The organism is Thermanaerosceptrum fracticalcis (genome assembly GCF_000746025.2).
Taxonomy (GTDB): Bacteria; Bacillota; Peptococcia; order DRI-13; family DRI-13; genus Thermanaerosceptrum; species Thermanaerosceptrum fracticalcis.
Window position 1 is genome coordinate 1,562,918 of sequence record NZ_CP045798.1, and the last position, 22,969, is coordinate 1,585,886.

27 protein-coding genes and 1 other annotated feature are annotated in these 22,969 nt (G+C 44.6%); of the genes, 6 read left to right on the forward strand and 21 right to left on the reverse strand.

Annotated features, from left to right (window positions below; translation table 11 throughout):
• Positions 1-20 precede the first annotated feature (20 nt).
• From BR63_RS08145 to BR63_RS08205, 13 genes are all read right to left on the reverse strand, one after another.
• A complete protein-coding gene (locus BR63_RS08145) occupies positions 21-713 on the reverse strand; it encodes an HAD family hydrolase (RefSeq protein WP_051966265.1) in 693 nt (230 codons plus the stop codon).
• Complete coding sequence (locus BR63_RS08150) at positions 706-1,299, reverse strand: glycerol-3-phosphate responsive antiterminator (protein WP_207724780.1); 594 nt, start codon at positions 1,297-1,299, stop codon at positions 706-708. The genes BR63_RS08145 and BR63_RS08150 overlap by 8 nt, the downstream gene beginning before the upstream one ends.
• A 377-nt stretch (positions 1,300-1,676) precedes the next feature.
• A complete protein-coding gene (gene trpA, locus BR63_RS08155; protein ID WP_187142860.1) occupies positions 1,677-2,507 on the reverse strand; it encodes a tryptophan synthase subunit alpha in 831 nt (276 codons plus the stop codon).
• Positions 2,500-3,687 (reverse strand): tryptophan synthase subunit beta, encoded by a 1,188-nt coding sequence (trpB, locus tag BR63_RS08160; RefSeq protein ID WP_034421944.1) that lies wholly within the window; start codon positions 3,685-3,687, stop codon positions 2,500-2,502. The genes trpA and trpB overlap by 8 nt, the downstream gene beginning before the upstream one ends.
• On the reverse strand, positions 3,684-4,394 hold the full coding sequence (locus BR63_RS08165; RefSeq protein ID WP_243270083.1) for a phosphoribosylanthranilate isomerase: 711 nt from the start codon (positions 4,392-4,394) through the stop codon (positions 3,684-3,686). The genes trpB and BR63_RS08165 overlap by 4 nt, the downstream gene beginning before the upstream one ends.
• Positions 4,318-5,094, reverse strand: coding sequence for an indole-3-glycerol phosphate synthase TrpC (gene trpC, locus BR63_RS08170; RefSeq protein ID WP_034421947.1), 777 nt, complete (start codon positions 5,092-5,094; stop codon positions 4,318-4,320). The genes BR63_RS08165 and trpC overlap by 77 nt, the downstream gene beginning before the upstream one ends.
• A gap of 11 nt (positions 5,095-5,105) precedes the next feature.
• Positions 5,106-6,125, reverse strand: coding sequence for an anthranilate phosphoribosyltransferase (trpD, locus tag BR63_RS08175; RefSeq protein WP_034421949.1), 1,020 nt, complete (start codon positions 6,123-6,125; stop codon positions 5,106-5,108).
• Between the two features lie 63 nt (positions 6,126-6,188).
• Positions 6,189-7,046, reverse strand: a complete 858-nt coding sequence (gene aroF, locus BR63_RS08180) for a 3-deoxy-7-phosphoheptulonate synthase (RefSeq protein ID WP_081908130.1) — start codon at positions 7,044-7,046, stop codon at positions 6,189-6,191.
• A 42-nt stretch (positions 7,047-7,088) separates the two neighbouring features.
• Complete coding sequence (locus BR63_RS08185; RefSeq protein WP_034421951.1) at positions 7,089-7,652, reverse strand: anthranilate synthase component II; 564 nt, start codon at positions 7,650-7,652, stop codon at positions 7,089-7,091.
• Positions 7,633-9,129 (reverse strand): anthranilate synthase component I, encoded by a 1,497-nt coding sequence (gene trpE, locus BR63_RS08190; RefSeq protein ID WP_034421953.1) that lies wholly within the window; start codon positions 9,127-9,129, stop codon positions 7,633-7,635. Before trpE ends, BR63_RS08185 begins: the two co-directional genes overlap by 20 nt.
• Positions 9,130-9,176: 47 nt before the next feature.
• Positions 9,177-9,433: a binding site (T-box leader), on the reverse strand.
• A gap of 398 nt (positions 9,434-9,831) precedes the next feature.
• A complete protein-coding gene (gene darG, locus BR63_RS08195) occupies positions 9,832-10,896 on the reverse strand; it encodes a type II toxin-antitoxin system antitoxin DNA ADP-ribosyl glycohydrolase DarG (RefSeq protein WP_081908131.1) in 1,065 nt (354 codons plus the stop codon).
• A 14-nt stretch (positions 10,897-10,910) separates the two neighbouring features.
• Positions 10,911-11,540 carry a type II toxin-antitoxin system toxin DNA ADP-ribosyl transferase DarT gene (gene darT, locus BR63_RS08200; RefSeq protein WP_034421957.1) on the reverse strand — a complete coding sequence of 210 codons (630 nt, stop codon included), beginning with the start codon at positions 11,538-11,540 and terminating at the stop codon, positions 10,911-10,913.
• Positions 11,541-11,583: 43 nt separating this feature from the next.
• A complete protein-coding gene (locus BR63_RS08205) occupies positions 11,584-12,045 on the reverse strand; it encodes a hypothetical protein (RefSeq protein WP_034421958.1) in 462 nt (153 codons plus the stop codon).
• A gap of 113 nt (positions 12,046-12,158) precedes the next feature.
• Between BR63_RS08205 and BR63_RS08210 the strand changes: the two genes are divergently transcribed.
• A complete protein-coding gene (locus tag BR63_RS08210; RefSeq protein ID WP_153802070.1) occupies positions 12,159-12,380 on the forward strand; it encodes a hypothetical protein in 222 nt (73 codons plus the stop codon).
• 133 nt (positions 12,381-12,513) lie between these two features.
• Here the strand turns inward: BR63_RS08210 and BR63_RS08215 are convergent, their stop codons facing one another.
• The 5 genes from BR63_RS08215 to BR63_RS08235 all read right to left on the reverse strand — a co-directional run bounded on the left by BR63_RS08215 (position 12,514) and on the right by BR63_RS08235 (position 16,058).
• A complete protein-coding gene (locus BR63_RS08215) occupies positions 12,514-13,056 on the reverse strand; it encodes a shikimate kinase (RefSeq protein ID WP_034422021.1) in 543 nt (180 codons plus the stop codon).
• 58 nt (positions 13,057-13,114) lie between these two features.
• Positions 13,115-14,053: a transketolase family protein gene (locus tag BR63_RS08220; RefSeq protein ID WP_034421960.1), complete on the reverse strand. Its 939-nt coding sequence runs from the start codon at positions 14,051-14,053 to the stop codon at positions 13,115-13,117.
• Positions 14,050-14,889, reverse strand: a complete 840-nt coding sequence (locus tag BR63_RS08225; protein WP_034421961.1) for a transketolase — start codon at positions 14,887-14,889, stop codon at positions 14,050-14,052. Before BR63_RS08225 ends, BR63_RS08220 begins: the two co-directional genes overlap by 4 nt.
• A 171-nt stretch (positions 14,890-15,060) precedes the next feature.
• A complete protein-coding gene (locus BR63_RS08230; RefSeq protein WP_034421963.1) occupies positions 15,061-15,756 on the reverse strand; it encodes a response regulator transcription factor in 696 nt (231 codons plus the stop codon).
• Between the two features lie 164 nt (positions 15,757-15,920).
• Positions 15,921-16,058 carry a hypothetical protein gene (locus tag BR63_RS08235; protein ID WP_153802071.1) on the reverse strand — a complete coding sequence of 46 codons (138 nt, stop codon included), beginning with the start codon at positions 16,056-16,058 and terminating at the stop codon, positions 15,921-15,923.
• Between the two features lie 33 nt (positions 16,059-16,091).
• On the opposite strand from BR63_RS08235, the gene BR63_RS08240 reads away from it, so the two are divergent.
• The 4 genes from BR63_RS08240 to BR63_RS08255 all read left to right on the forward strand — a co-directional run bounded on the left by BR63_RS08240 (position 16,092) and on the right by BR63_RS08255 (position 18,819).
• Positions 16,092-17,297: a DNA polymerase IV gene (locus BR63_RS08240; RefSeq protein ID WP_338056041.1), complete on the forward strand. Its 1,206-nt coding sequence runs from the start codon at positions 16,092-16,094 to the stop codon at positions 17,295-17,297.
• Positions 17,284-17,595 (forward strand): hypothetical protein, encoded by a 312-nt coding sequence (locus tag BR63_RS08245; RefSeq protein ID WP_034421964.1) that lies wholly within the window; start codon positions 17,284-17,286, stop codon positions 17,593-17,595. The genes BR63_RS08240 and BR63_RS08245 overlap by 14 nt, the downstream gene beginning before the upstream one ends.
• 291 nt (positions 17,596-17,886) lie before the next feature.
• On the forward strand, positions 17,887-18,024 hold the full coding sequence (locus BR63_RS08250; protein WP_153802072.1) for a hypothetical protein: 138 nt from the start codon (positions 17,887-17,889) through the stop codon (positions 18,022-18,024).
• A gap of 111 nt (positions 18,025-18,135) precedes the next feature.
• On the forward strand, positions 18,136-18,819 hold the full coding sequence (locus BR63_RS08255; protein ID WP_034421965.1) for a rhomboid family intramembrane serine protease: 684 nt from the start codon (positions 18,136-18,138) through the stop codon (positions 18,817-18,819).
• Here BR63_RS08255 and BR63_RS08260 read toward each other — a convergent pair.
• Positions 18,816-19,727 (reverse strand): DMT family transporter, encoded by a 912-nt coding sequence (locus BR63_RS08260; protein WP_034421967.1) that lies wholly within the window; start codon positions 19,725-19,727, stop codon positions 18,816-18,818. The two genes, BR63_RS08255 and BR63_RS08260, sit on opposite strands and share 4 nt — an antisense overlap.
• A gap of 168 nt (positions 19,728-19,895) precedes the next feature.
• Here BR63_RS08260 and BR63_RS08265 point away from each other — a divergent pair, with 168 nt between their 5' ends.
• Positions 19,896-20,741 carry a MurR/RpiR family transcriptional regulator gene (locus BR63_RS08265; RefSeq protein ID WP_034421969.1) on the forward strand — a complete coding sequence of 282 codons (846 nt, stop codon included), beginning with the start codon at positions 19,896-19,898 and terminating at the stop codon, positions 20,739-20,741.
• A 52-nt stretch (positions 20,742-20,793) separates the two neighbouring features.
• On the opposite strand, the gene thiC is transcribed toward BR63_RS08265, so the two are convergent.
• Both thiC and thiM read right to left on the reverse strand, forming a co-directional pair.
• Complete coding sequence (thiC, locus tag BR63_RS08270) at positions 20,794-22,092, reverse strand: phosphomethylpyrimidine synthase ThiC (RefSeq protein ID WP_034421971.1); 1,299 nt, start codon at positions 22,090-22,092, stop codon at positions 20,794-20,796.
• 52 nt (positions 22,093-22,144) lie between these two features.
• Positions 22,145-22,957 carry a hydroxyethylthiazole kinase gene (thiM, locus tag BR63_RS08275; protein ID WP_034421972.1) on the reverse strand — a complete coding sequence of 271 codons (813 nt, stop codon included), beginning with the start codon at positions 22,955-22,957 and terminating at the stop codon, positions 22,145-22,147.
• Positions 22,958-22,969 lie beyond the last annotated feature (12 nt).

Consider the following 22,969-nt stretch of genomic DNA (forward strand, 5'->3'; position numbering starts at 1 on the left):
ATTAAATCTTCGGATGACTTTTATGTTTGCCGAGTCCTGGCTCTCAGCTCACAGATTCTGTTAACATGTAGGATTTTTTCAGAAAACTTGTGGAAATTAGGGAAACGATAATCAGGAAGGGGCTCCTGCCATTTCTCCTGTCCGTACCATTCCAGGATTACACTTTTTACCCGGGCTGCACGTGCTGCCAGCACGTCATACCTGCTGTCCCCAACCATAATGGTTTCATCCGGCTTCACTCCCAGAAAATCCATTGCTTTGACAATGGGTTCCGGGAAGGGTTTTCCCATTGTTACGTCATCAAGGGTAACAACAGTGTCGAAAAGATTAAGAATATTGACAGACTGCAAACCCTCAAGCACAAGTTCCCGCTGTTTATTCGTGACAATTCCCAACTGGTATCCCAATAGTTTCAAATCCTCAAGCCCTTCACGCACAAACGGAAAGAGTTTTAGTTTTTCACCATGATAAATCTTCATATAGTCAAGATACGTAATAAAAAATTGTTCTCGTGTAACTCCACTTGGTAGTTCTGGTGAGATTCGCCGAAAAAAATCGTCAAAGGACTCACCGAAGCGCCGCAAGAGATCCTCTCGCGCAAACATGCCGGGCTGGTACTTTTGAACGGTAGCATAGACGGCATCAACAATAGGCTCTCGGCTGTCTAGCAAAGTTCCATCAAGATCAAAAAGAAGACAACGGGTATTATTCATAATTCAAATCTTCCTTCCATAATTGGCAATTTCCCATTGAGACAGCAGTAGCCCCATGTCTTATAGCTTCTCTCATCTGATCTTTTGTCCTTATCAACCCTCCGGCGATAATAGGAAGATCAATTTCTTTTCTGAATTCAGCAATATAATCCGTAACTAAAGCAGGCATAAATTCCACTGCATCAGGTTGTGTCTCTTGGATTGATTGAAGTCCAGATTTGACTGCATCACTATCGACCAGGAATAAACGTTGAATCGTCAACAACCCTTGTTTTTTAGCCTGGATAATTAAGTTATTACGGGTACTCACGATACCGACAGGTTTTACATAATGGGCAATAAAATCAACACCATCTTTGTCATGGCTGATCCCTCCAATTCTTTCAATGTGTAAGAATACCGGGAAATTAGACCGTTTAAAGAGGTCCACATAACGCTTAATCACAGCAATGTTACCGATCGAAAGCACGACTGCACTTAGCTCAGCTTCTAAAGCCTTTTCTAGGTATTTGGGTTCTTTAATGGCAGCAATTTTCTTGATGCTAGCCAGTCTCTGATAAAATTGTGCTTTGTTGATGGACATCATCTCCCCAATGTCACCTTGTTCTAGACTCTGAGCTATAAAAAAGAAACCTTAACTAAATCCCAAAAACTTGCCCGTTTTCCGTTTCTGGAACTTTGTTTAAGGTTTCTCCTTAACTCCACCCACAACATATCTACTTTTGCCTTAAATCATAATACACAATTATAAAGCTATAATTAAAATATCTTTAAATTTATGTAGAAATTCGGTTTACAGTTGGTTTTAAGTCACTAGCGTTACATAATGGTATTGACGCAAAAGTCAAATTTTAAACAAGGAAGAAATCAAGAAAAATTCCCGACACAGTTCAGACAATGGAGTTTTAATAAAAAATTGGCAGGGAAATCTAACCCCTGCCGATTATATTTTCATAACAGTATTTAGTTCATGGCAAAATGAGTATTTTCCATAGCTTTTTTTAGACTTGCGAAATAAGCACAAACTTCATTAATTACCCTCTCAGGTTCATCCTTAACCAGAGGTAGATTTTCTTCAATCCGTTCAATCAGGGAACTGCCTACAATCACGCCATCGGCTATTGCGGCAGCCTTACCTGCCGTTTCGGGGCTTTTTATACCAAAACCCACTGCCAGAGGCAGATCAGTGTGAGAGCGTATTTGAGCCAAAAAAGCTTCTAAACCTGAAGCAATATTTTCTCTGCTGCCTGTTACTCCCGTCACCGAAACACAATAAATAAAACCGCGAGCCAGAGCCGCTATTTTTTCCATGCGTTCGGCAGTACTGGTAGGAGCTGCTAAAAAAATCAAGTCTATTTCAGCCGGATCCGTAATTTGCTTCAGAATCCTGGCTTCTTCCGGGGGAAGGTCAGGTACAATGAGACCATCTATGCCCGCTTCTTGAGCCCTGGAAACATATTTTTCCAGGCCAAAACGATAAATAGGATTGTAATAAGTCATTAAAATCAGGGGTGTTTCCACCCTTGACCGCAAACGGGCTGCCAGTTGGAATATTTTTTCTAATGTGATGCCCCCTGCCAGTGCCCGCTGGGAAGCTTTTTGAATGGTGGGGCCGTCTGCTACCGGGTCTGAATAGGGGACCCCTAATTCCACCAGGTCAGCCCCGGCTTCTACTAGTTTTAAGACTAATTGTTCTGTAAACTCCAAACTCGGGTCACCGCAGCTGACATAAGGGATTAAGGCTTTCTGCCCCTTTAGCCTTAAATTAGTAAAGGTTTCGGCAATTCTACTCACGAGCTCTACCTCCCAGCAATTTACTGACTGTTTCTACATCCTTATCGCCCCGCCCGGATAAATTCACGACAATTACCTGTTCAGGGGACAAAGTGGGAGCTAATTTCCTGACATAAGCAAGAGCATGGGCACTTTCCAGGGCAGGGATAATCCCTTCCAGGCGCGATAACATCTGAAATGCCTCTAAGGCTTCCTCATCCGTAATAGCCTCATACTGGGCACGGCCGCTGTCTTTATAATAACTGTGTTCAGGCCCCACCCCAGGATAATCCAAACCTGCGGAAACGGAATGGGCAGGTATTATCTGGCCGTCGCTATCCTGGAGGATATAGCTTAAGGCCCCGTGCAAAACTCCTTTACTCCCGGCGGTTAAGGAGGCTGCATGCTGGCCGGTATTTACGCCACAGCCGGCTGCTTCCACACCCACCATTTTTATCTCACGATCATGGACAAAGGGATGAAACAGGCCCATGGCATTACTTCCCCCGCCCACACAGGCCACCAAATAGTCAGGCAGCCGGCCTTCTTTCTCTAAGATCTGCTGTTTGGTTTCCTCCCCGATGATACTTTGGAAATCCCGGACCAGGGTGGGGTATGGATGGGGTCCAACCACAGAACCAATAACATAGTGGCTGTCTCTCACCGTGGCTACCCAGTGGCGCAAGGCCTCGTTAGTGGCGTCTTTAAGGGTTTGTGTGCCAGATGTAACTTCAATGACCTGGGTTCCCAGTAATTTCATACGGAAGACATTTAAGGACTGGCGTTTAACATCTTCTGCCCCCATGAAAACCGTACATTCACAACCCAGGAGAGCAGCAGCCGTGGCCGTGGCCACGCCGTGTTGCCCTGCTCCCGTCTCCGCGATAATTTTCTTTTTCCCCATTTTCTTAGCCAGCAGGGTTTGTCCCAGGCTGTTATTAATTTTGTGGGCACCCGTGTGGTTTAAATCTTCCCTTTTCAGATAGATCTTGGCACCGCCCAGGTATTCGGTCAATCCCCGGGCAAAGTATAAAGGCGTGGGCCTTCCCACATAGGTTGTCAAATAATACCGGAGCTCTTCTTTAAAGTCAGAATCATCTTTATACTGCTCATAGGCCGCTTCCAATTCCAGAAGGACCGGCATTAAAGTTTCCGGGACAAATTGACCGCCAAATTCCCCAAAATAGCTGTTTTTTCTCACTTTTCTAACCCCCTTGCCTTTTCGATAAAAGCTTTTAGTTTTACCGGGTCTTTTTTGCCAGGCTCCTTTTCCACGCCGCTCGCCACATCAACACCAAAGGGTTTTCCCAGCCGGACGGCCAGAGCTGCATTGCCGGCATTCAGCCCCCCTGCAATGATAACCGGTACTTCCCATTCCTGCTCTCCAACTATTTCCCAGGGAAAAGTTTTCCCTGTGCCACCCAGTTGCTGGGGAACATAAGTATCCAGCAGGATTTTGTTGATACATTGATTAACTACATAAGGTTTAATACTCTGCCAGTCTATATAGTTACTGACTCGAAAAGCCTTGATGACGTCATAATTTCGAAAATAGCTGCAGTAGTCCGGCGACTCCTCACCATGGAGCTGTAAACCCGTCAGGCCGCAATAGTTGGCAATTTCCTTTACTCTAGCAACTTCCTCATTAACAAATACACCTATCTTCTCCACCTCTGGCGGGAGAGCCTTGATGATTTGCCTGGCGGTATCGGGCTCCACCTTTCTTTTACTGGGTGCGAAGACAAACCCTAAAGCATTGGCCCCAAAGGCTGTGGCCGTCTCTGCATCAGCCAGGTTTGTAATCCCACAGATCTTAATCCATACCATAAGCTCACCTGCCTGCCAGTTCTCGTACTTTAAGGCCCAGATCAGAGCTGGTAACCAGGGCCTCTCCCACCAGAACAGCATCCACACCTGCTTCAGCCAGCCGTTTTAGATCATGAACCGTCGAGATCCCGCTTTCACTTACCAGCAAACACCGGTCAGGCACTAATCCTGCCAGTTCAAAGGTAGTCTGTAAGTCTGTCTTAAAGGTCTTTAAATCCCGGTTGTTAATGCCTATGATTTCCGCCCCGGCCCATAATGCCTTTTCTAATTCTTGTGGGCAATGAACTTCTACCAGAGCAGCCAGTTCCAAATCGCGAGCCAGCTTAAGAAAGGAAGTTAACTCTTCTTTTTGTAAAACTGCGGCAATTAATAAAAGGGCATCGGCGCCATAAGCTTTTGTCTCATATATTTGATAAGGGTCAATGATAAAATCCTTGCGTAAAACGGGTAACCGGACTGACTGCTTAATCTTCTTTAAATGGTCCAGGCTCCCCTGGAAAAATCCCACATCCGTCAACACCGAGATGGCTGCCGCCCCATTTGCTTCATAACAGGCAGCAATTTTCACAGGATCAAAGTCTTCCCGCAACACCCCCCTGGAAGGCGAAGCTTTTTTCACTTCTGCAATAAGGCTCACACCCTCCTGGGCCAGAGCCTGCTGAAAGCTTTTTTTCCCATGGGGTAACACGGCTAACTGTCTTTTTAATTCATCCAGGGGAACCAGCTTTTTCTTTTCGCTTACTTCACTTTTTTTATGCGTAATAATCATATCCAGGATCATTGATACTCCCCCTAATGCTTTATCCCGTTAGTAGCCTCAATTAATTGCTCCAGTTTTTCCAGGGCCTGGCCCGAGTCAATACTATTCCCAGCCATTTTGACGCCAAAAGCCAAGTCTTTAGCTATCCCAGCGGCTACAAAGGCGGCAGCTGCATTCAAAAGGACAATATCCCTGTAGGGACCTTTCTTCCCGGCCAGGACACTCCTGGTGATTTGGGCATTATGGTGAGCATCTCCCCCTTGGAGGTCCTGCAGGGTAACCCTGGCCAAACCAAAATCTTCGGGATAAATTGTAAAAGTTTTAATAGAACCTTGCTGCAGGCAGCTTATCTTTGTAGGTCCCAGGGTGGAGATTTCATCCAAACCGCCGGCCCCATGAACAACATAGGCACTTTCCACTCCCAGACGTTCCAGCACCTGTGCCATAATCTCCGTTAAGTCAGGGTCATAAACCCCCAGTACCTGAACTTTGGCCCGGGCCGGATTAGTCAGGGGACCCAAAATATTAAAGATACTGCGGATACCCACTTCCCGCCTGGGACCAATAGCGTGCTTCATGGCCTGGTGGAAAACAGGCGCATATAAAAAGCCGATGCCGATCTCATTTAAGATAATTTCTACTTCACTGGGGGAAAGGTCAATTTTTACTCCCAGGGCTTCCAAGAGGTCAGCACTGCCGCTTTTGCTGGATACGGAACGATTACCGTGTTTGGCTACGGGTAAGCCCGCACCGGCTACGACAAAGGCCACGGTTGTAGAAATATTGAAGGTACCGCTGCCATCCCCGCCTGTGCCGCAGGTATCAATTAAGGTACTGTGCTTGCTGGTTATGGGTAAGGCTTTTGTTCTCATAGTTTCGGCACAACCGGCAATTTCCTCAACGGTTTCGCCTTTCATTCTCAAGGCTGTAAGCAAACTGCCGATCTGGGCCGGCGTTGCCTTGCCTTCCATGACCTGCTCCATCACATCTCTGGCCTCGGTAAAACTCAAATTTTCCCCCATCACGACCTTGTGGATAATCTCTTTGATCATTTTGTCTCCCCTCTCATCTCTACTAAACTCAGCTCATCAGGCCGGAAATTTTTTCACCCTTATTTATCCCTCTGTGCCTGTTTTCTTTAAGACACCAGATGTCCTGAAATTTCTTCCCACACATAATGCAATTTGTTCCAATTCTTTCATTAATTGCATATATCTTTCCGGTTTAAGGGACTGGGGCCCATCTGACAAGGCCTCACTGGGCTGGGGATGTACTTCAATGATCAGTCCATCTGCACCGGCTGCGATAGCGGCTTTAGCCATAGGATTAACTAATTCCCACCTTCCCGTTCCATGACTGGGGTCCACGATAACGGGCAGATGAGTCAGTTGTTTGATAACAGGTACTGCAGATAAATCCAGGGTATTGCGGGTAAAGGTTTCAAAAGTTCTAATGCCTCTTTCACAGAGGATTACCTGACTGTTGCCACCTGCTAAAATATACTCAGCTGCCATAATCCATTCCTCAATCGTTGCTGACAGGCCCCGTTTTAAAAGGACAGGCTTATTACTCTTCGCTACTTCCCGCAGCAGAGCAAAGTTTTGCATATTCCTGGCCCCTATTTGTAAAATGTCGACATAATTTGCTATCAGATCTACACTTCTGGTATCCATAACTTCACTAACTAATAATAAACCCGCAGCTCTGCCGGCTTCAGCCAAATACTCTAAGCCCTTTTCCTCCAAACCCTGGAAAGAGTAGGGTGATGTGCGGGGTTTATAAGCCCCTCCCCTCATAATACGGGCCCCACCTTTTTTAACTATTTTGGCAATTTCCAAAGCCTGCTCCCGACTTTCTACGGCACAAGGACCGGCCATGACCTGTAACTCCCGACCGCCTATGGTCACATCTCCTATACAGATAACCGTATCTTCCGCCTGAAACTCCCTGCTGGCTAACTTATAAAGTCCCATATTTTCCTCTCTCCTCTCTGCTCATCTCCGCTACCTTTCCTCTCAAAAAGCCAGGAAATTTTTTAATATATCAAGACCATACTCCGTGGCAATGGATTCCGGATGAAACTGTACTCCGAAAGTGGGATGGTTTTGATGTTGTACCGCCATAATGGTCCCATCCCCGGTCCTGGCTATAATGTGCAAATCCTTTGAAGTATGGTCCTTTTCCAGTACCAGTGAATGATAACGGGTTACCCGGATACCCTGGGGAATACCGGAAAAAAGTCCCTTACCCGTGTGATAGATGGGAGAAGTCTTACCATGAACCAGTTCCTGAGCCGGTACAACGGGAAAACCAAAGACCTCACCGATACACTGGTGTCCCAAACAAACCCCCAAGATAGGAATTTTTCCGGAAAATCTTTTAATCACTTCCTTGCAGATTCCAGCATCATCAGGAGTCCCAGGTCCGGGAGAAATTACGATTTTTTCCGGCTGAAAAGTGATAATATCCTGAATACTGGCCTGGTCATTCCGTACCACTTTGCTGTCCGCCCCCAATATCCCCAGGTACTGTACTAAATTATAGGTAAAAGAATCATAGTTATCGATGACCAGCAACATAGGCTTCCCCCCTTTCTGCCATTTCCACCGCCCTTAAAAGGGCCCTGGCTTTATTTTGGGTTTCCTGGTATTCTTTCAAGGGATCCGAATCGGCCACAATCCCCGCTCCGGCCTGGATATAACCTGTGTCCTGCTTTACAACGAGAGTACGAATGGTGATACATGTATCCATATCTCCCCCATAACTGATATACCCTACAGCCCCGGCATAGGGTCCCCTGGGCGTGGGTTCCAGTGTGTCAATAATCTCCATAGCCCGGATTTTAGGGGCTCCTGATACTGTACCTGCGGGAAAACAGGCCCTCAAAGCATCAAAGCAGTTACAACCGGGTAATAGCGTCCCTTTTACTCTGGAAACCAGGTGCATGACATGGGAATACTTTTCAACTTCCATAAAATTTTCTACTTTTACAGAACCATACCTGGATACCCTGCCCAAATCATTACGCCCTAAGTCTACCAGCATGAGATGTTCTGCTTTTTCTTTCTCATCGGCTAACAACTCTTTTTCCAACTGGTGTTCAGTAAACTCATCTTTACCCCGGGGCCGGGTTCCGGCAATGGGTCTAACCTCAACTTTTTCCTTTTCCACCTTAACCAGCAGTTCCGGTGAAGAACCTACAAAGCGAATATCGTCCAGATGTAAATAAAACATGTAGGGAGAAGGATTTAGGGAACGTAACATCCGGTAAATTTTCAGGGGCTCCGTCTCCAGTTGGATGTTGATACGCTGGGATAAAACTACCTGAAAAATATCTCCCTTCTTAATGTAGCTTTTGGCCTCATTGACCATCTCCTGGAATTGCTCTGAAGTAAGATTATAACTATAATTTAGATTTTTTTGAGGTCTAGCCGTGTTACTTAGTTGACACAAAGGCAAGGGATCGTTTAGCCTGGCGCTAACAAACTTAATTTTTCTTACGGCTTCCCGATAATCATGATGCGGATTATCTGTCACCCTGACGTTTACCACAACCTGTATGGTCTGCCGGACATGATCGAAGATTACCAAGGTATCGGTAAACATAAACATGCAGTCCGGGAAACCCGTATCCTCTTCTTTTTTGGGAGGCAGCTTTTCAAAATAACGAACCATGTCATAACCCAAATATCCTACCGCTCCTCCCGTAAAACCTGGAAGACCCGGAACTTTTACGTGGTGATACCTTTTAAAAATCTTTTCTAATTCCAGCAAAGGATCTGAAGAGGCAAAGTCAATTATCCTCCCATTTTCCTGAATGGTCACTTTCCCATCCTTAGCGCTAAAAAGCAGGTAAGGCTCCGAACCTATGAAGGAGTAGCGTCCCAGGCTTTGCCCCCTCTCTACACTTTCCAGCAAAAACCCATAAGGGCCTCTTCTCATTTTCATGAAGACGGATAAGGGTGTCTCCAGGGCTGCCGAATATTCCTCATAAACTGGAACAATATTTCCTTTTTGAGCTAGTTTGATAAATTCTTCTACACAGCACGGATACATTTCCACCATTCCCCTCTTTATAATAGACTAAAAAAAGACCCACCCCTCGAAGGGGCGAGTCTTTTTCCCGCGGTACCACCCAACTTAGACCAAAAGATAAATCCCCGGTCTCTCTTTACATCCGCCACCGACATGTGCCGAAGGCTTTGCTCTATAACGGGAGCTCCCGTTCCAGCCTACTAGATTTTCAGCCTGCAACTCCAGGGCCCATTCAGTGAAAAGCTTCGGGCAAGGCTTCCAGCCATGGCCTTGCTCTCTGTACCTGGCTTTTACTTCACTTACTCTTCCCTTTCATAGTCTTTCACTTTATTTTAAATTGGACCTAAAAAACAAAATCCAAGGCTGACCGCCCTGGATGTGCTCCGCAATTGAGTATTTAAGGGTAAAAATATCATAACAAAAATGGTAAATGTACATCAAAACCCCTTAAATCTAAACTCAACTCATCTCATCTCGGCTTACTTCAGCTCAACTCAACTAAACTAAAACTCAACTAATTTAACTAACTTATCATACTATATTCTTAGAATTTACATAATGTGTTGTTTTAGATTATACCTCCCTTTTGCAATATAGTAAAGAGAAAAATTGCAAGTAGGTATAATTTTTTATTTAAATTTACCTTCACCGTAACAGGTCAAAGGGCGAAATTTTTTGACCCCTTGATAAAAAAATGTCATCCCGTCATTCTGAGACGACATTTTAGAGTTCACAGTTTTCGGCCTTTCTATCAAAAAGCACATCAAACTTTTTGAGGTGTTCCCAGGCTTTTTGCACATGCTCATACTTGAATAATTCACGTTTTCGTTCATTCCACTCCTGAATACTTAGAAAAATCGTCTGTAAATCGGTGCATTTTCCCTGATTTTCGTTTGCAACCCAATGCACGGTAGAAAGCAATTCTAAACCGTAAGGTGTTTCAAAGCCAAAAATGATTTTTTCTACATTCTCAAGCCTTTTTCTGCTTTCTGGCTCCGCCTGCAAAAACTCTTCTGCCTCTTGATAGGCTTTAGGCAATAACCTGATCTGAGCATTCCTACTGCGATCCCCATAACCACGGATATAATGCCCTTCCAAATTCTGAAGGACAAAATTTAGGTTTTCCGCGTAAGGTCCATATTTCCCTTTGACAAAATTCAAACGCAATGGTTCGCCAACCGCTTGGAGAAAATAAGCAAGTTTCTGAATTTCGAGCAAAGAGAGCCTGTATCCAGGCACTGTATATTTTTCCATTAGTGCGATGAACAAAGCCCTCGCCCTAGTCATCCTAGGCCGTTTCGTATTGACCTTCATTGCTTCGTTGTCAGGACTTCCAGCAGGTACATACAAATGCACACACACCTCTGGCAACTGAGCAAAAGCCGCTTCAATCTTTGGCTTCACAACTTCCCAATCCAGGCCGCCGTTTCCGCACCCTAAGGGGGGAATGGCAATAGACCTAATTCCTAACCGCTTGACCTCTTTAACCAGTTCATGCAATCCCAGTTCAATGTCTTTCAAAAAAGCCTTCCCCCGCCAATGCCGCTTAGTCGGAAAATTGATAATATATTTGTGTTTGAATAAATTTCCTGTATCATGTATAAGCATTTTGCCAGGCTGCACTTCTTCCTTGCGGCATGCCTTCTGATATTCAAGAAAATTCTGGGGAAACGCTTGCTTGAACTGAAGCGCAATCCCTTTCCCCATTACGCCAACACAATTGACGGTATTCACTAGCGCCTCTGCTTCATCTTCAAGCAAGTTGCCTCTTTTATACTCGATCACCATTCCACCTCCTTCTCTCAATAATACCATTCCCGATTTACACGTATTTTAGTAGTCATTTCGCCATTTAGAAGCATTTTTCCTACTTGCTCGGCAATTTTCCCGTCATACACTGCAATCCCGCCAATCAAGCTCCACGGGAAAAACTGATATACCAAAAATTCCGCCTGCCTTCTTCTGCGCCTGTCATTATCGTCTTCTGTATCAGCCCAATACCTGGCCTGCATAACCTCCCAGTCAATTTGGCAGAGTTCAGAAACATTATTGTAGTAATTTGACAAGTGCATAATTGCGTGCCCATCAGTGAAAACAAACGGCAAACCCGCTTCCTCCACCTTTTGTACGGTAGACACCAAATAAACAATCGGGCGTTGACCGCCACGATAACCATCTACATTCCCTCTATAAATACTATATAACATTGGTGACCTGGGTGCAAAATAAAATGGCACATAGTCATGAACGGTTCCATAAGGAGGTAAAGGGACAGGAAAAATGTGACGGCGATCCTGAATTCTTTGGTGAGCAATATTAAAATGACCGTCTGTTGCTTCATTTGAACATGCAAACAGGCCACCTTTCTCAATAATCGAAGGCAGATTATCAATATGGGTGATGTGGTAAATATTAGTAGGAACAGGAACCACGCAAGCCACATCCTTTTAGAAGGCAATAATATTGGTACTCCCTCTAAAGCAAATCTCCGTTAAATGCTCTAGCCAAAATAGACGGAAGTAATAAATCCAACTCTACTTTAGTGTTATTTTGAATTTTGATAAACGTACTAATCTTTGCACAAAGATTATCTATATATGAAACTATTTGTTTTAGTGAAAATCTCGCGTACTTTTTCCGCCGTGTAGAGTAGGCAAACTTGAGCCCCAGGGTTTGGGCATAGTCCATGGCCTGCTGGAGCCCGTCCCCCGCGCTTTTGTAAGTCGCCTTGGCCTCAACCACGGAAATCATGAGGTCCCGCGTATAGTTTAGAATGTAGTCGGCCCGTTTCGGTTTTTGTCTTGTGGCCTTGTTCCCAGCCACAACGATTTTCCCGTCCGTGAATGTCTTCTGTTCGCTGATTTGATCGTCAGTCCAACCAGCCGCATAGAACTTTGGCAGGACGTATCTTCTGCAGGTGTCAGCCTCATTTGGCATGTTCGCACCTCCATAAAAGGTTTCCCCTTGAAATTATTCAATAGTGCATATTCATATAGTTTTCTCCAAATTTTTGTAAAAACCTAAGGCAGTGATGGGACGGTTCCGATGAGGTGCTGAGAAGCGCCCCTCCAGAGCAACGCAAAACCCTCTTGCATCTGGTGGTGAAACGGATATCCGTGAACGCCGAACACAAGATTGACAATGTGGAACTAACCTTCGATGAAAGCTTACAAAAACATTTTTTTGAGTTAGACCCTTCTGCAGAAAATGAAGAAGGGTCTTTTCGTTATGCAAGGAAAGCCCCCCTGCGGAAGTTCTCCCTTGCCATCTGAAAGACCCAAACAGCGTGCAGTAGGCTCTAAACGCAAGTTTTCCTCAAATCCCGACCTACAGAAAGGCCACAGGCCAAAAACGCTGTATAGCGTCCCCTGCGGCCTCTTCTTCAATTTGCTCAAAATTTCGCCGTTACTTGTGGTATGGTTCACTGCTGTTTATCTTTATTCCCCATTTACCCAACTCCGTTAAAATTTTCTCTACAGCTTCCTGAATATTGATGTTAGAGGTATCTACATAAAAGTCGGCACAGCGGTAGTAAGGCTCCCTCGCCTTTAACAAGTCTCTAATATGTTCTAGTGGATTGGGCCCTCTTAATAAGGGACGGGAATTATCCCCGCCAACCCGCTCGTAAATCACATCGGGAGAAGCTTCTAAGCATATTAAGACAGAATTCTTTCGCAAACAGTCAATATTCTCTTTATCTAAGACTACACCGCCGCCCGTAGAAATTACTTGCTTTACTTTCCGGGCAGCTTCGGCTATCACTTCTTTTTCTTCTAAACGAAAACGTTTTTCACCAAACTCCTTAAAAATATTGGCAATGCTCATACCCATCTTCTGCTCAATCAAGCTGTCAGTATCCACAAAATCCCAACCCAAGGCGCAAGCCAGCCCCAGCCCGATGGTAGTCTTGCCTGTACCCATAAAACCTAATAAACTTATGTTTTTCATTGAACCATCCTTTCCGTACTGCCTCATTTCCTGGACATTAAGCATGGGCCTTTTCACTTTATTTTTTTCTCCCAAGTACTCTTTCTGCCGCTTGCATTATATCCCTGGCCGTCAGCCCGTATTTCTCTGCCAGCTCCTCGGGGGTACCCGACTCGCCGAAGGTGTCGTTGATACCCACCATCTCCACAGGCACAGGCTTATGCTTAACTAAAACCTCAGCTACGGCTCCGCCTAACCCGCCTATGATCTGGTGCTCCTCGGCGGTGACAATGGCCCCCGTCTCGGAAGCAGCCTTAAGGATAGCTTCCTCATCCAAAGGCTTCACCGTATGCATGTTAATGACCCTGGCCTCTATTCCCTTTTCCTGCAAACGCTCACCGGCCAGCAAAGCCTCATAAAGAATAGGCCCACAGGCAATGATGGTGACATCGCTGCCCTCTCTTAATGTATTGGCCTTACCGATAACAAATGGATCTTCCTCTCTGGTAAAAACAGGGGTTGCTTCCCGGGCAAAACGCAAATAACATGGGCCGTTAATCCCTGCGGCAGCAATAGTAGCCTTTTTGGCTTCTACGGCATCGGCCGGTATGATCAAAGTCATTCCGGGAAGAACCCTCATCAGGGCAATTTCCTCCAAAGCTTGGTGAGTAGCACCATCAGGCCCCACAGAAATACCGCCGTGGGCACCGCCGATTTTTACATTCAATCCCGCATAGGCTACGGTTGTTCTGATTTGATCCCAGGCCCTGCCGGCCACGAAAACACCATAGGTGGTCACAAAAGGAATCTTGCCGCCCAGGGCTAAACCGCCCGCTGTTCCCAGCATATCCTGTTCCGCGATTCCCATATCAAAAAATCTGTCGGGATATTGTTTCATAAACCATTCCGTGCGTGTAGATTTAGCCAAATCTGCATCTAACACGACCACATCGGGGTTGGTTCTGCCCAGCTCCAATAAGCCTTCACCATAACCGTCCCGGGTTGGTTTCATTTTCATCTCGGCCCCTCCTCTCCATAAATATCTTGCAAAGCCCGCTCAAGTTCTGCTTTGTTTGGTGCCTTGCCATGCCATTCGGCGGCATTTTCCATAAAGGAAACACCTTTTCCTTTAATAGTATGAGCGATAATTACCGTAGGCTTGCCTTTTTGGCTTTTAGCTTCTCTATAGGCTTCCAGGACCTGGCTTAAATCATGCCCGTCTATTTCGATTACATGCCAGTTAAAACTCTGCCATTTAGCGCTCAAAGGCGCTATATTTTTTACATCTTCCACTTTACCGTCAATCTGCAGGTTATTGTAATCAACCAGGGCGCAAACATTATCTAACTTGTAGTGGGCAGCAGTCATAGCTGCTTCCCAAACCTGACCCTCCTGGAGTTCACCGTCACCCATCAGGCAGTAGACCCGAAAAGATCGGCCATTCAGCCTGGCGGCCAGAGCCAAACCGTTGGCAATGGATAAACCTTGCCCCAAGGAGCCACTGGAACTTTCCAATCCGGGCAAAGCTTTCATGCTGGGATGTCCCTGCAGCCTGCTGCCCATTTTGCGAAAAGTCAAGAGCTCCTCTACAGGGAAATAACCGGTACGGGCCATCACCGAATAAAGCACAGGTCCTACATGTCCTTTAGAGAGAATGAACCGATCCCTCTCCGGCCAGTCCGGCTGGGAAGGCCTGTGGTTTAAGACATTAAAATAGAGGGGTACAAGCAACTCCACGGAAGAAAGGCTGCCCCCCGGATGGCCGGAACCCGCTTCGGCCGTCATCCGTACAATATCGGCCCGTACATCCCTGCAAATGTCTTTTAACTCTTCTATACTTAGCGTCTTCTGCATAAAATCACTCCTTTGCGCTCCAGCTTATTATTGATATTCCCCACCTGTCGTTATTTTCCTGCCAAAAATTTACCTGCATTAGTCAAATCTTATTTTGGTAATTAAAAACCGTATAACAGGTATTTACCCGCCATACGGTTAAAGATTATCTCATTTTCCAAAATTGAATCTTTAGGAGCTCCGGAAACGGTAACCAACACCCCGAACTGTTTCAATATAAACAGGATCATCAGGATTATCTTCCAGCTTACAGCGCAAAAAACGCACATGGACATCTACGGTACGTGTTTGGTCCAAAAAATCATATCCCCAGACTTCTTTGAGGAGGAATTCCCTTTTTAAGACTTTTCCTTTATGAGACATGAGTACTTGTAACAGCTCGAATTCTTTAGGGGATAGTTCTAAACGTTGGCCTTTTTTTAAGACTTCATATTCGCCTACCCGTAATTCTAATTCCCCTACTTTAATGACTTTAGGCTCAGTTTCAACAGCTTCGTTTTTTTTGTTGCGAAGACGCACCTTTATCCGGGCTTGTAACTCACGGAGACTGAAGGGTTTGGTAAGATAGTCCTCTGCACCCAGTTCTAAAGCGACGACCTTATCCAGTTCTTCCCCTTTGGCTGACAGGATCAAAATAGGTATATCTTTTAAAGCCTTATCACCCTGCATTTGGCGACATACTTCCAGCCCGTCCATGTATGGCAGCATCATATCCAGAAGCACAAGATCCGGGTAAAATTCTCTTGCCATTTCCAGAGCTTGTCGTCCATCACCGGCTATTCTTATATAATGGCCTTCCTTCTCCAGGTTGTACTTTAGCAGTTCTTGTATATTCTCATCATCATCCACGATCAGTATTTTAGCCATCTCGTCAACCACCTATCATAACAACTTATTGCTTCTACTATATCTTCTTCATGTTTAGAGACAATTCTTTTTGGGTAAAAGATTTGTTAATTCCTCTTTAACTAAAACTAAGAAAACCCGAGGCTTCGCCTCGGGCCTTTTTGTCTAGCGGATATTCCGTAATTTTATATTCGTACTTTCCTTAACAAAGGATACCCGGCCATAATCGTAAGCAGGGAAGACAGGCTCAAGAGGGTATGGGAATCTACTCCATATTTACCATCTAAGTAATATTTGACGAACGTATGTTTGGGTTGTATCATAGAGATACACACCTTTAGGAGGAATCCCCACGTATGTTTGGTGATGTTATGAAGCGATCAATTTTATTGTGTGATATGAACAGTTTCTTTGCTAGTTGTCATCAAGCCATCCATCCAGAACTTAAAAATAAAGAAGTTATAGTAGCCGGTGACCCTGCAAAGAGGACTGGAATTGTACTCGCCGCGAGTTATCCTGCAAAAGCCAAGGGTATTAAAACCGGTATGGCGCTTTGGGAAGCAAAGCGACTTTGTCCAAACGGGTACTTTTTCAAACCTAATTATCCTCTTTATATAGATTTTTCCACCAGGATTTTAAAAATAGCTCGTGAATTTACCGATTTAATTGAATGTTTTAGTATAGACGAGTTTTTTGCCGATGTTACCGGTGTAACGCATCTTTTTGGCCAACCGAAAGAAATAGCAATAAAAATAAAAGAACGTATAAATTTAGAGGTGGGAGTATTATGCAGCATCGGTATAGGTCCTAATAAGTTAATTGCAAAAATGGCAGCTGACCTTCAAAAGCCCAATGGTCTTACCATGGTTGAAAGCATAAATCGCTTTAAGGAAATTTTCTGGCCCATGCCCGTCAGGGAATTATTTGGTATTGGCTCCAGATACGAAAAGCACCTTTATAGTTATAACGTCAAAACCATTGGGGACCTGGCCAACTTTCCCGTAGACATTTTAAAAAAACGCTGGGGCAAAAACGGTGAAATGTTATGGTTTTGCGCCAACGGGATTGACTATAGCCCGGTAGTTCCCAATTCACTGGACATTTCCAAAAGTATTGGCCACCAGAAAACTCTCCCCCGGGACCTGCGAGGCTTTCAAAATATTAAGATCATCATGCTGGAACTCAGTGAAATCGTTGCTAGACGCGTCCGCCAGGGCGAGTATGCCGGTCGTACAGTGCATTTAACTTTACGAGATACGCAACTTAACTTTCTTACAAGATCCATGAGCATGAAAGAATACACTGACCTCCCTGACGATATATATAAAACCTCATGTACGCTCCTGGAAAAGCACTGGAACCAATCTCGGCCAGTGAGGTTAGTTGGTATTACTATTAGTAACCTAATAAAGAAAGAGCATGAGCAATACGATTTATTTGGAGAAAGAGAACGCCAAAGAAAGTTAGTAATGGCTTGCGATGAAATCCGTGACCGGTTTGGGGAAAAGGCTATTTTCAGAGGTATTTCACTAAACGAGGCGAGCTTGCATGGTATTAAATAACAAAAATGTCCTATGGGAAAAACACCGAATGTACCTGCCCGATATGAGAAAGAAGGCTATTCATCGCTGTAGGGATTGTAAGTTTTTCGTAGCAATAAAAGGTAAAACGGAAACTAAATATGGTTGTGTAGTTAATATTAAGGCCTATGGAAATCTGGAAAAGAGAATTCCTTCCGTTATTCCCATAATGGAAATCATTAAACGGGTTGGTTTAGAAGGTTTAGAAGACTGCTTAAAATTTAATGACCCTGATGCCCAAAGTTGTGGTAGGTTTGACAAAAAATGCGCAACACCATAATTAACCGGTGTTGTGCATATTGTTAAAAATGATACGTAAGTCGACACTCTCATTATGCTATACAAGTCGTAATTACTGTCTATCAACAAAACGGCCTTGTTCTGGCAACCATTCACGAAGCCAATGCTGCCATCCAGTCTTTATATACGTTTATTGGAGAACTTCGGGAAGAAGCCGAAAGTCTAAGTCAAGAACAATAATTTTATACCCTTTTTGTCCTTTCCCTCATATCATAGTAGTGGACAATATAATATAAATAACAGTTGTAGTTATAATGAAGGAGGGATTTTAATGAACAACTGGATTTGGGTCTGTAAAAATGTAATTGATTATGAAAAGGTTACTACTGAACCGCTGCGGGAGAAGTGGATATATTCAATTAAACCAAAACCTGTTCCCACTTCCCCCGAGCCAAAAGCAAAGGAATAGCAAGATAAAAAGAGCGGTTGGCTAAACCGCTCTTTTCCATGTCTTCTCCACTATCCGTATATCTTTGCCAAATAAAGTGTTACAATAAGATATATTAAAGGGAGGTGCCTTATGATACCATTACGAGACAGTACCCGTTCCCGTAGTTTCCCTCTCATCACCATTTGCCTAATTGTTATTAATCTCTACATATATTTCGTGCAGGCCACCAGTTCACGCGTTGAACTCCAGTCAATTATCGTCAATTATGCCCTCATTCCGGCCCACCTTACGGAACGGTTGCAAGAGTTATCCTGGACAGGTATTCTTTATCCCCCTCTGATTACATCGACTTTTTTGCACGGCAGCTGGTTTCACGTACTCTTTAATATGCTTTATCTTTGGGTCTTTGGCGATAATATCGAGGATAAACTGGGACGTTTCCGTTTTCTCATCTTTTATCTTTTATCTGGTATTGGGGGTAATATTGCCCACATTTTAACCAATCCCGCTTCACCCATTCCTTTAGTGGGGGCCAGCGGAGCCATTGCCGGAGTACTGGGCGCCTATTTTATTACCTTCCCCCGGGCCAGGGTAACCTCTCTCATTTTCATTCTTTTCTTTATAACCATTAAAGATATCCCGGCAGTGATTTTCCTTTTCATCTGGTTTGTCATTCAGGTGTTGAACGGCATCGCCAATTTAGGCATGATGGGAAATCCCGTAGCCTACTGGGCTCACATCGGCGGTTTCGTCGTAGGTATTTTGCTCATGCTGATTTTACGGAAAAAACCAAGACCTTACATTTACCCCTAATTTTCCATCGGGTTTTCCTTAGACTGGACTAATTGTCTATTTTTTCCCGGATACTGCAAGACAAAAACCCCAAGTATAATCAAAGCACCTCCCACCAGTTGCACCGGTGACAGCATTTCGTCAAATGCGAGCCAGGCCAAAACCACCGTAACCAACGGTTCGATGGTGCTGATGATGCTGGCCCTGGCCGCCCCTATGAGTTGCACACCTAACCAGAAAAAGAGAATCGCTACTATGGTAGAAATTAGCGCTATTCCAGCAATCGTTAACCAAGCCAGGGATGTAAAGTTAAAAGACAAATTTCCCGTTGTTACTCCAAAAATTATATATGTACTGGCTGCTCCCGTAATGATATAGGTCGTAGCTTTAATGGGCTCCAATACACGCAGTACATTACTACCCGTGACAATATAGACAGTGTAGGTGCAGGCAGCGCCTATGCCAAACAAGATACCAAGAAAATCAATTCCCTCAAAAGAGGTACCCAGGACTAAAAGCAGTCCCAGAGAGGTAATGAGTAAAGCTAAGCCCTTTTGCCTTGTATAGGTTTCCTGCTTAAGAACAATGGTGGTTATGGTTACCAAAGCAGGATAAAGGTAGAGGAGCATCCCGGCCAGTGAGGCCGGGATGCGGCTTACAGCTAAAAAGAAACAGGCCGACATGCTGCCGTAACCTAGGGCGCCCAACAAAAAAAGTTTTGACGTAACAACAAAGGGATATGGTTTTAAATCCCTTTTTATAAAGGACAAGTAGCCCCAAAAAAAGAGAAATGCTAATGTGAAGCGTAAGAAGAGTACGGTGGGAACATTAGCCCCTCCATCATAAGCAAATTTGGCAAAAATGGACATAGCACCAAAGGATGCTGCTGAGATTGTAGTAACGATGAGCCCTAACCTGTCTGCAGGCATATGTCCACCTCTTAATAGGCTTTTAGTCTTACTTTTAATTTTAATGGATATGATATCTTTTTACTACTTTTCTTTATAACAGTTCTCAATTTATAGGCCCCTAGCCCAGAACATGTTAATATGCTAATATTTAAATGCAATCAATAGCACCAATACGAGGAGATAGTTATGAACCTTTCTTTGAGCAAACGTATCCAGGAAAAGTTCCCCACTATGAGCACCAACCACCGTAAACTGGCAGAATTTATCTTACAGCACTATGATAAAGCAGCTTTCCTTACGGCTCTGGAATTGGGACAAACCCTGGGTATGAGTGAATCAACAGTCATACGTTTTGCCACTATGCTGGGCTACGACGGCTATCCCCAACTTAACAAAGCATTACAGGATATGATCAAAAATAAAATTACCACAGTGGAAAGACACCGGCTATCCCTCAAAGAAGATAGCAATGTTCTGGAATGGGTTTTTCACACAGATATGGAAAACCTGAGAAAAACCATGGCAGACGTGAATGTCCAGGATTTCCGCTCCGCCGTCCAGGAAATCATTCAGGCCCGCAATATCTATATCATTAGCCTGCGCAGCGCCACCGCCCTGGGACAATTCTTGCATTTTTATCTTCATCTCCTCTTAAAGAACTCCCGTCTAATCTCCGGGACCGGTACTCTTTTTGAAGAATTGCTTGCTGTAGGACCAAAAGACGTGGTCATCGGTATTTCCTTTCCCAGGTACAGCCGTCAAACTATTGAAGGACTCAAGTATGCCCAGGAAAAAGGTGCCCACACCCTGGCCATTACCGACTCCGTGACCTCTCCTCTTTCCCAGTACAGCAAACGCCTCCTGGTAGCCCACAGCCATATGGGGTCCTTTATCGACTCCTTTGTGGCACCGTTAAGCCTGATCAATGCCCTGATTATTGCCGTGGGCACAGCGGAATCGGAGAAAACTACCCAGGCCTTAAGCCAGTTGGAAGATATCTGGGCCCGGTTTAAAACTTATTACTCGGAATGAAAAATATAGCCCCTGCCAAATTATCTGTGGAACTGGCAGAGGGCTATATTTTTTAGCAGCCTGTAAATGTAGTCCCCAGGTATTCGCTAATCAACTTATATGCACAGAATTTTCCGCACATGGTACAACATTCCTGGCTGTCTTCATTTTTAGCTTTGCGCATTTTTCCTGCTTTTTCAGGATCAATAGACAACTCGATCTGTTTTTGCCAGTCTAATTTTTTCCGGGCCTTAGCCATTTCTAAGTCCCACTCCCAGGCCCCTTTAATACCCTTGACAAGATCGGCAGCATGGGCCGCAATCCTGGCCGCGATGACGCCCTCCTTCACATCTTCCACCGTGGGCAGTCCCAGATGTTCCGCCGGTGTTACATAACATAGAAAATCGGCGCCTGCCGAAGCTGCTATGGCTCCACCAATAGCGGAAGTAATATGGTCATAACCCGGAGCCACATCTGTAACTAATGGCCCTAAAACATAAAAAGGCGCATTATGGCACAAGGTCTTTTCCAGCTTCATATTGGCTTCTATTTGATCTAAAGGAACATGACCAGGCCCTTCCACCATGACTTGTACCCCGGCTTCCCTGGCCCGTTTTACTAATCCACCCAGAATAATTAATTCTTTAATTTGCGGGGAATCAGTAGCATCGGCGAGACAACCTGGCCTTAAGCCATCACCCAGACTTAAGGTTACATCGTACTTTTTGGCAATGTCCAAAAGACGGTCGAATTGCTCAAACAAAGGATTTTGTTTCTGGTGATGTAACATCCAGGCTGTGATAAAGGATCCGCCCCGGGAAACGATATCCATAACTCTACCTTTTTCTTTTAGTTCCTGGATAACTTCCAAGGTAACGCCGCAGTGAACAGTGATAAAATCAGCCCCATCCTCACAGTGCTTCTCGATGCCGGCAAAAATGTCATCGGCCGTCATTTCCACCATACCTTTACCCTTTTTCTGGGTGTCTACCAGGACTTGATAGAGAGGAACGGTCCCTACCATCACAGGACTGGCCTCAATAATTTTTTTGCGAACGAGATTAATATCTCCCCCTGTACTTAAGTCCATGACAGAATGGGCACCTGCCTTAAGGGCCACACTCAATTTTTCCAGCTCTTTTTCTAATTCTGGATAGGCATCAGACGTGCCGATATTGGCATTTACTTTGGTAGATAAGCCCTTACCCACAGCCATTGGGCGAATCCCTTTGTGATTTACATTACAGGGTAGAACGGCTTCGCCTGAGGCTATTTTTTCCCGTAATTCTTCCGGCGTTATTTTTTCCAGTTGGGCCGCCTCTTCCATTTCCTTTGTCACAATACCTTTTTTGGCAGCTTCTAATTGTGTCATATTTTTCCACACCTTTCCTTTACCTAAATTAAATCTCTCTTTCTAAGGGCTCTTATTGAACATCTAATTTAGCCCCTTCCATCATCTCATCTGGAGAAAGATTAAAAATATAATCAAATAATTTCTCTTTAAAGGTGCCAATACCGTCCTGACCCCTCAGAGCTTGATAAGCTTTTTCCCCGGCCAGACCCATTGTCATGATTCCTGCCACAGCGGCCAAAAAGTAATCTTTGGTAACACCACAGTAGGTTCCCACTAAAGATGTAGCCATGCAGCCGGTTCCCGTGACTTTCGCCAGCATGGGGTGTCCATTTTCGATAAAGGCTGTTTTAATGCCATCGGAGATAATATCCTTTGCTCCCGTGACGGCTACTGTGCAGTTTAATTTTTGGGCAAGATTAATGGCAATTTCCCTGCCTCCCTGGAGGTCATCCCCGGAGTCCACCCCTCTTGTTTTGGCGGCCAAACCTGAGAGCACTTTTACTTCTGACATATTCCCTCTGAGCACGGATATTTTAACTTCCTGTATGATTTCTTGAGCAGTTTTGGTTCTCAATTGTGTAGCCCCTATCCCCACGGGATCGAGAATGACGGGGATCCCCAGCTTATTGGCCTGTCTCCCTGCCAGGATCATGGATTCAATAGTTCTACTGTTTAATGTTCCGATATTAATCACTAAAGCAGAAGCTATGGCCACCATTTCTTCTACTTCATTTTTATCATCAGCCATAACGGGAGAACCTCCCAGGGCCAAAACAACATTGGCACAGTCATTTACAGTAACGTAATTGGTAATATGATGGACCAGCGGTTTTTGTTCTCTTACCTCATGCAAAAGTTGGGTAAAAGCTTTCTTAAACTCCATATAAAATACACC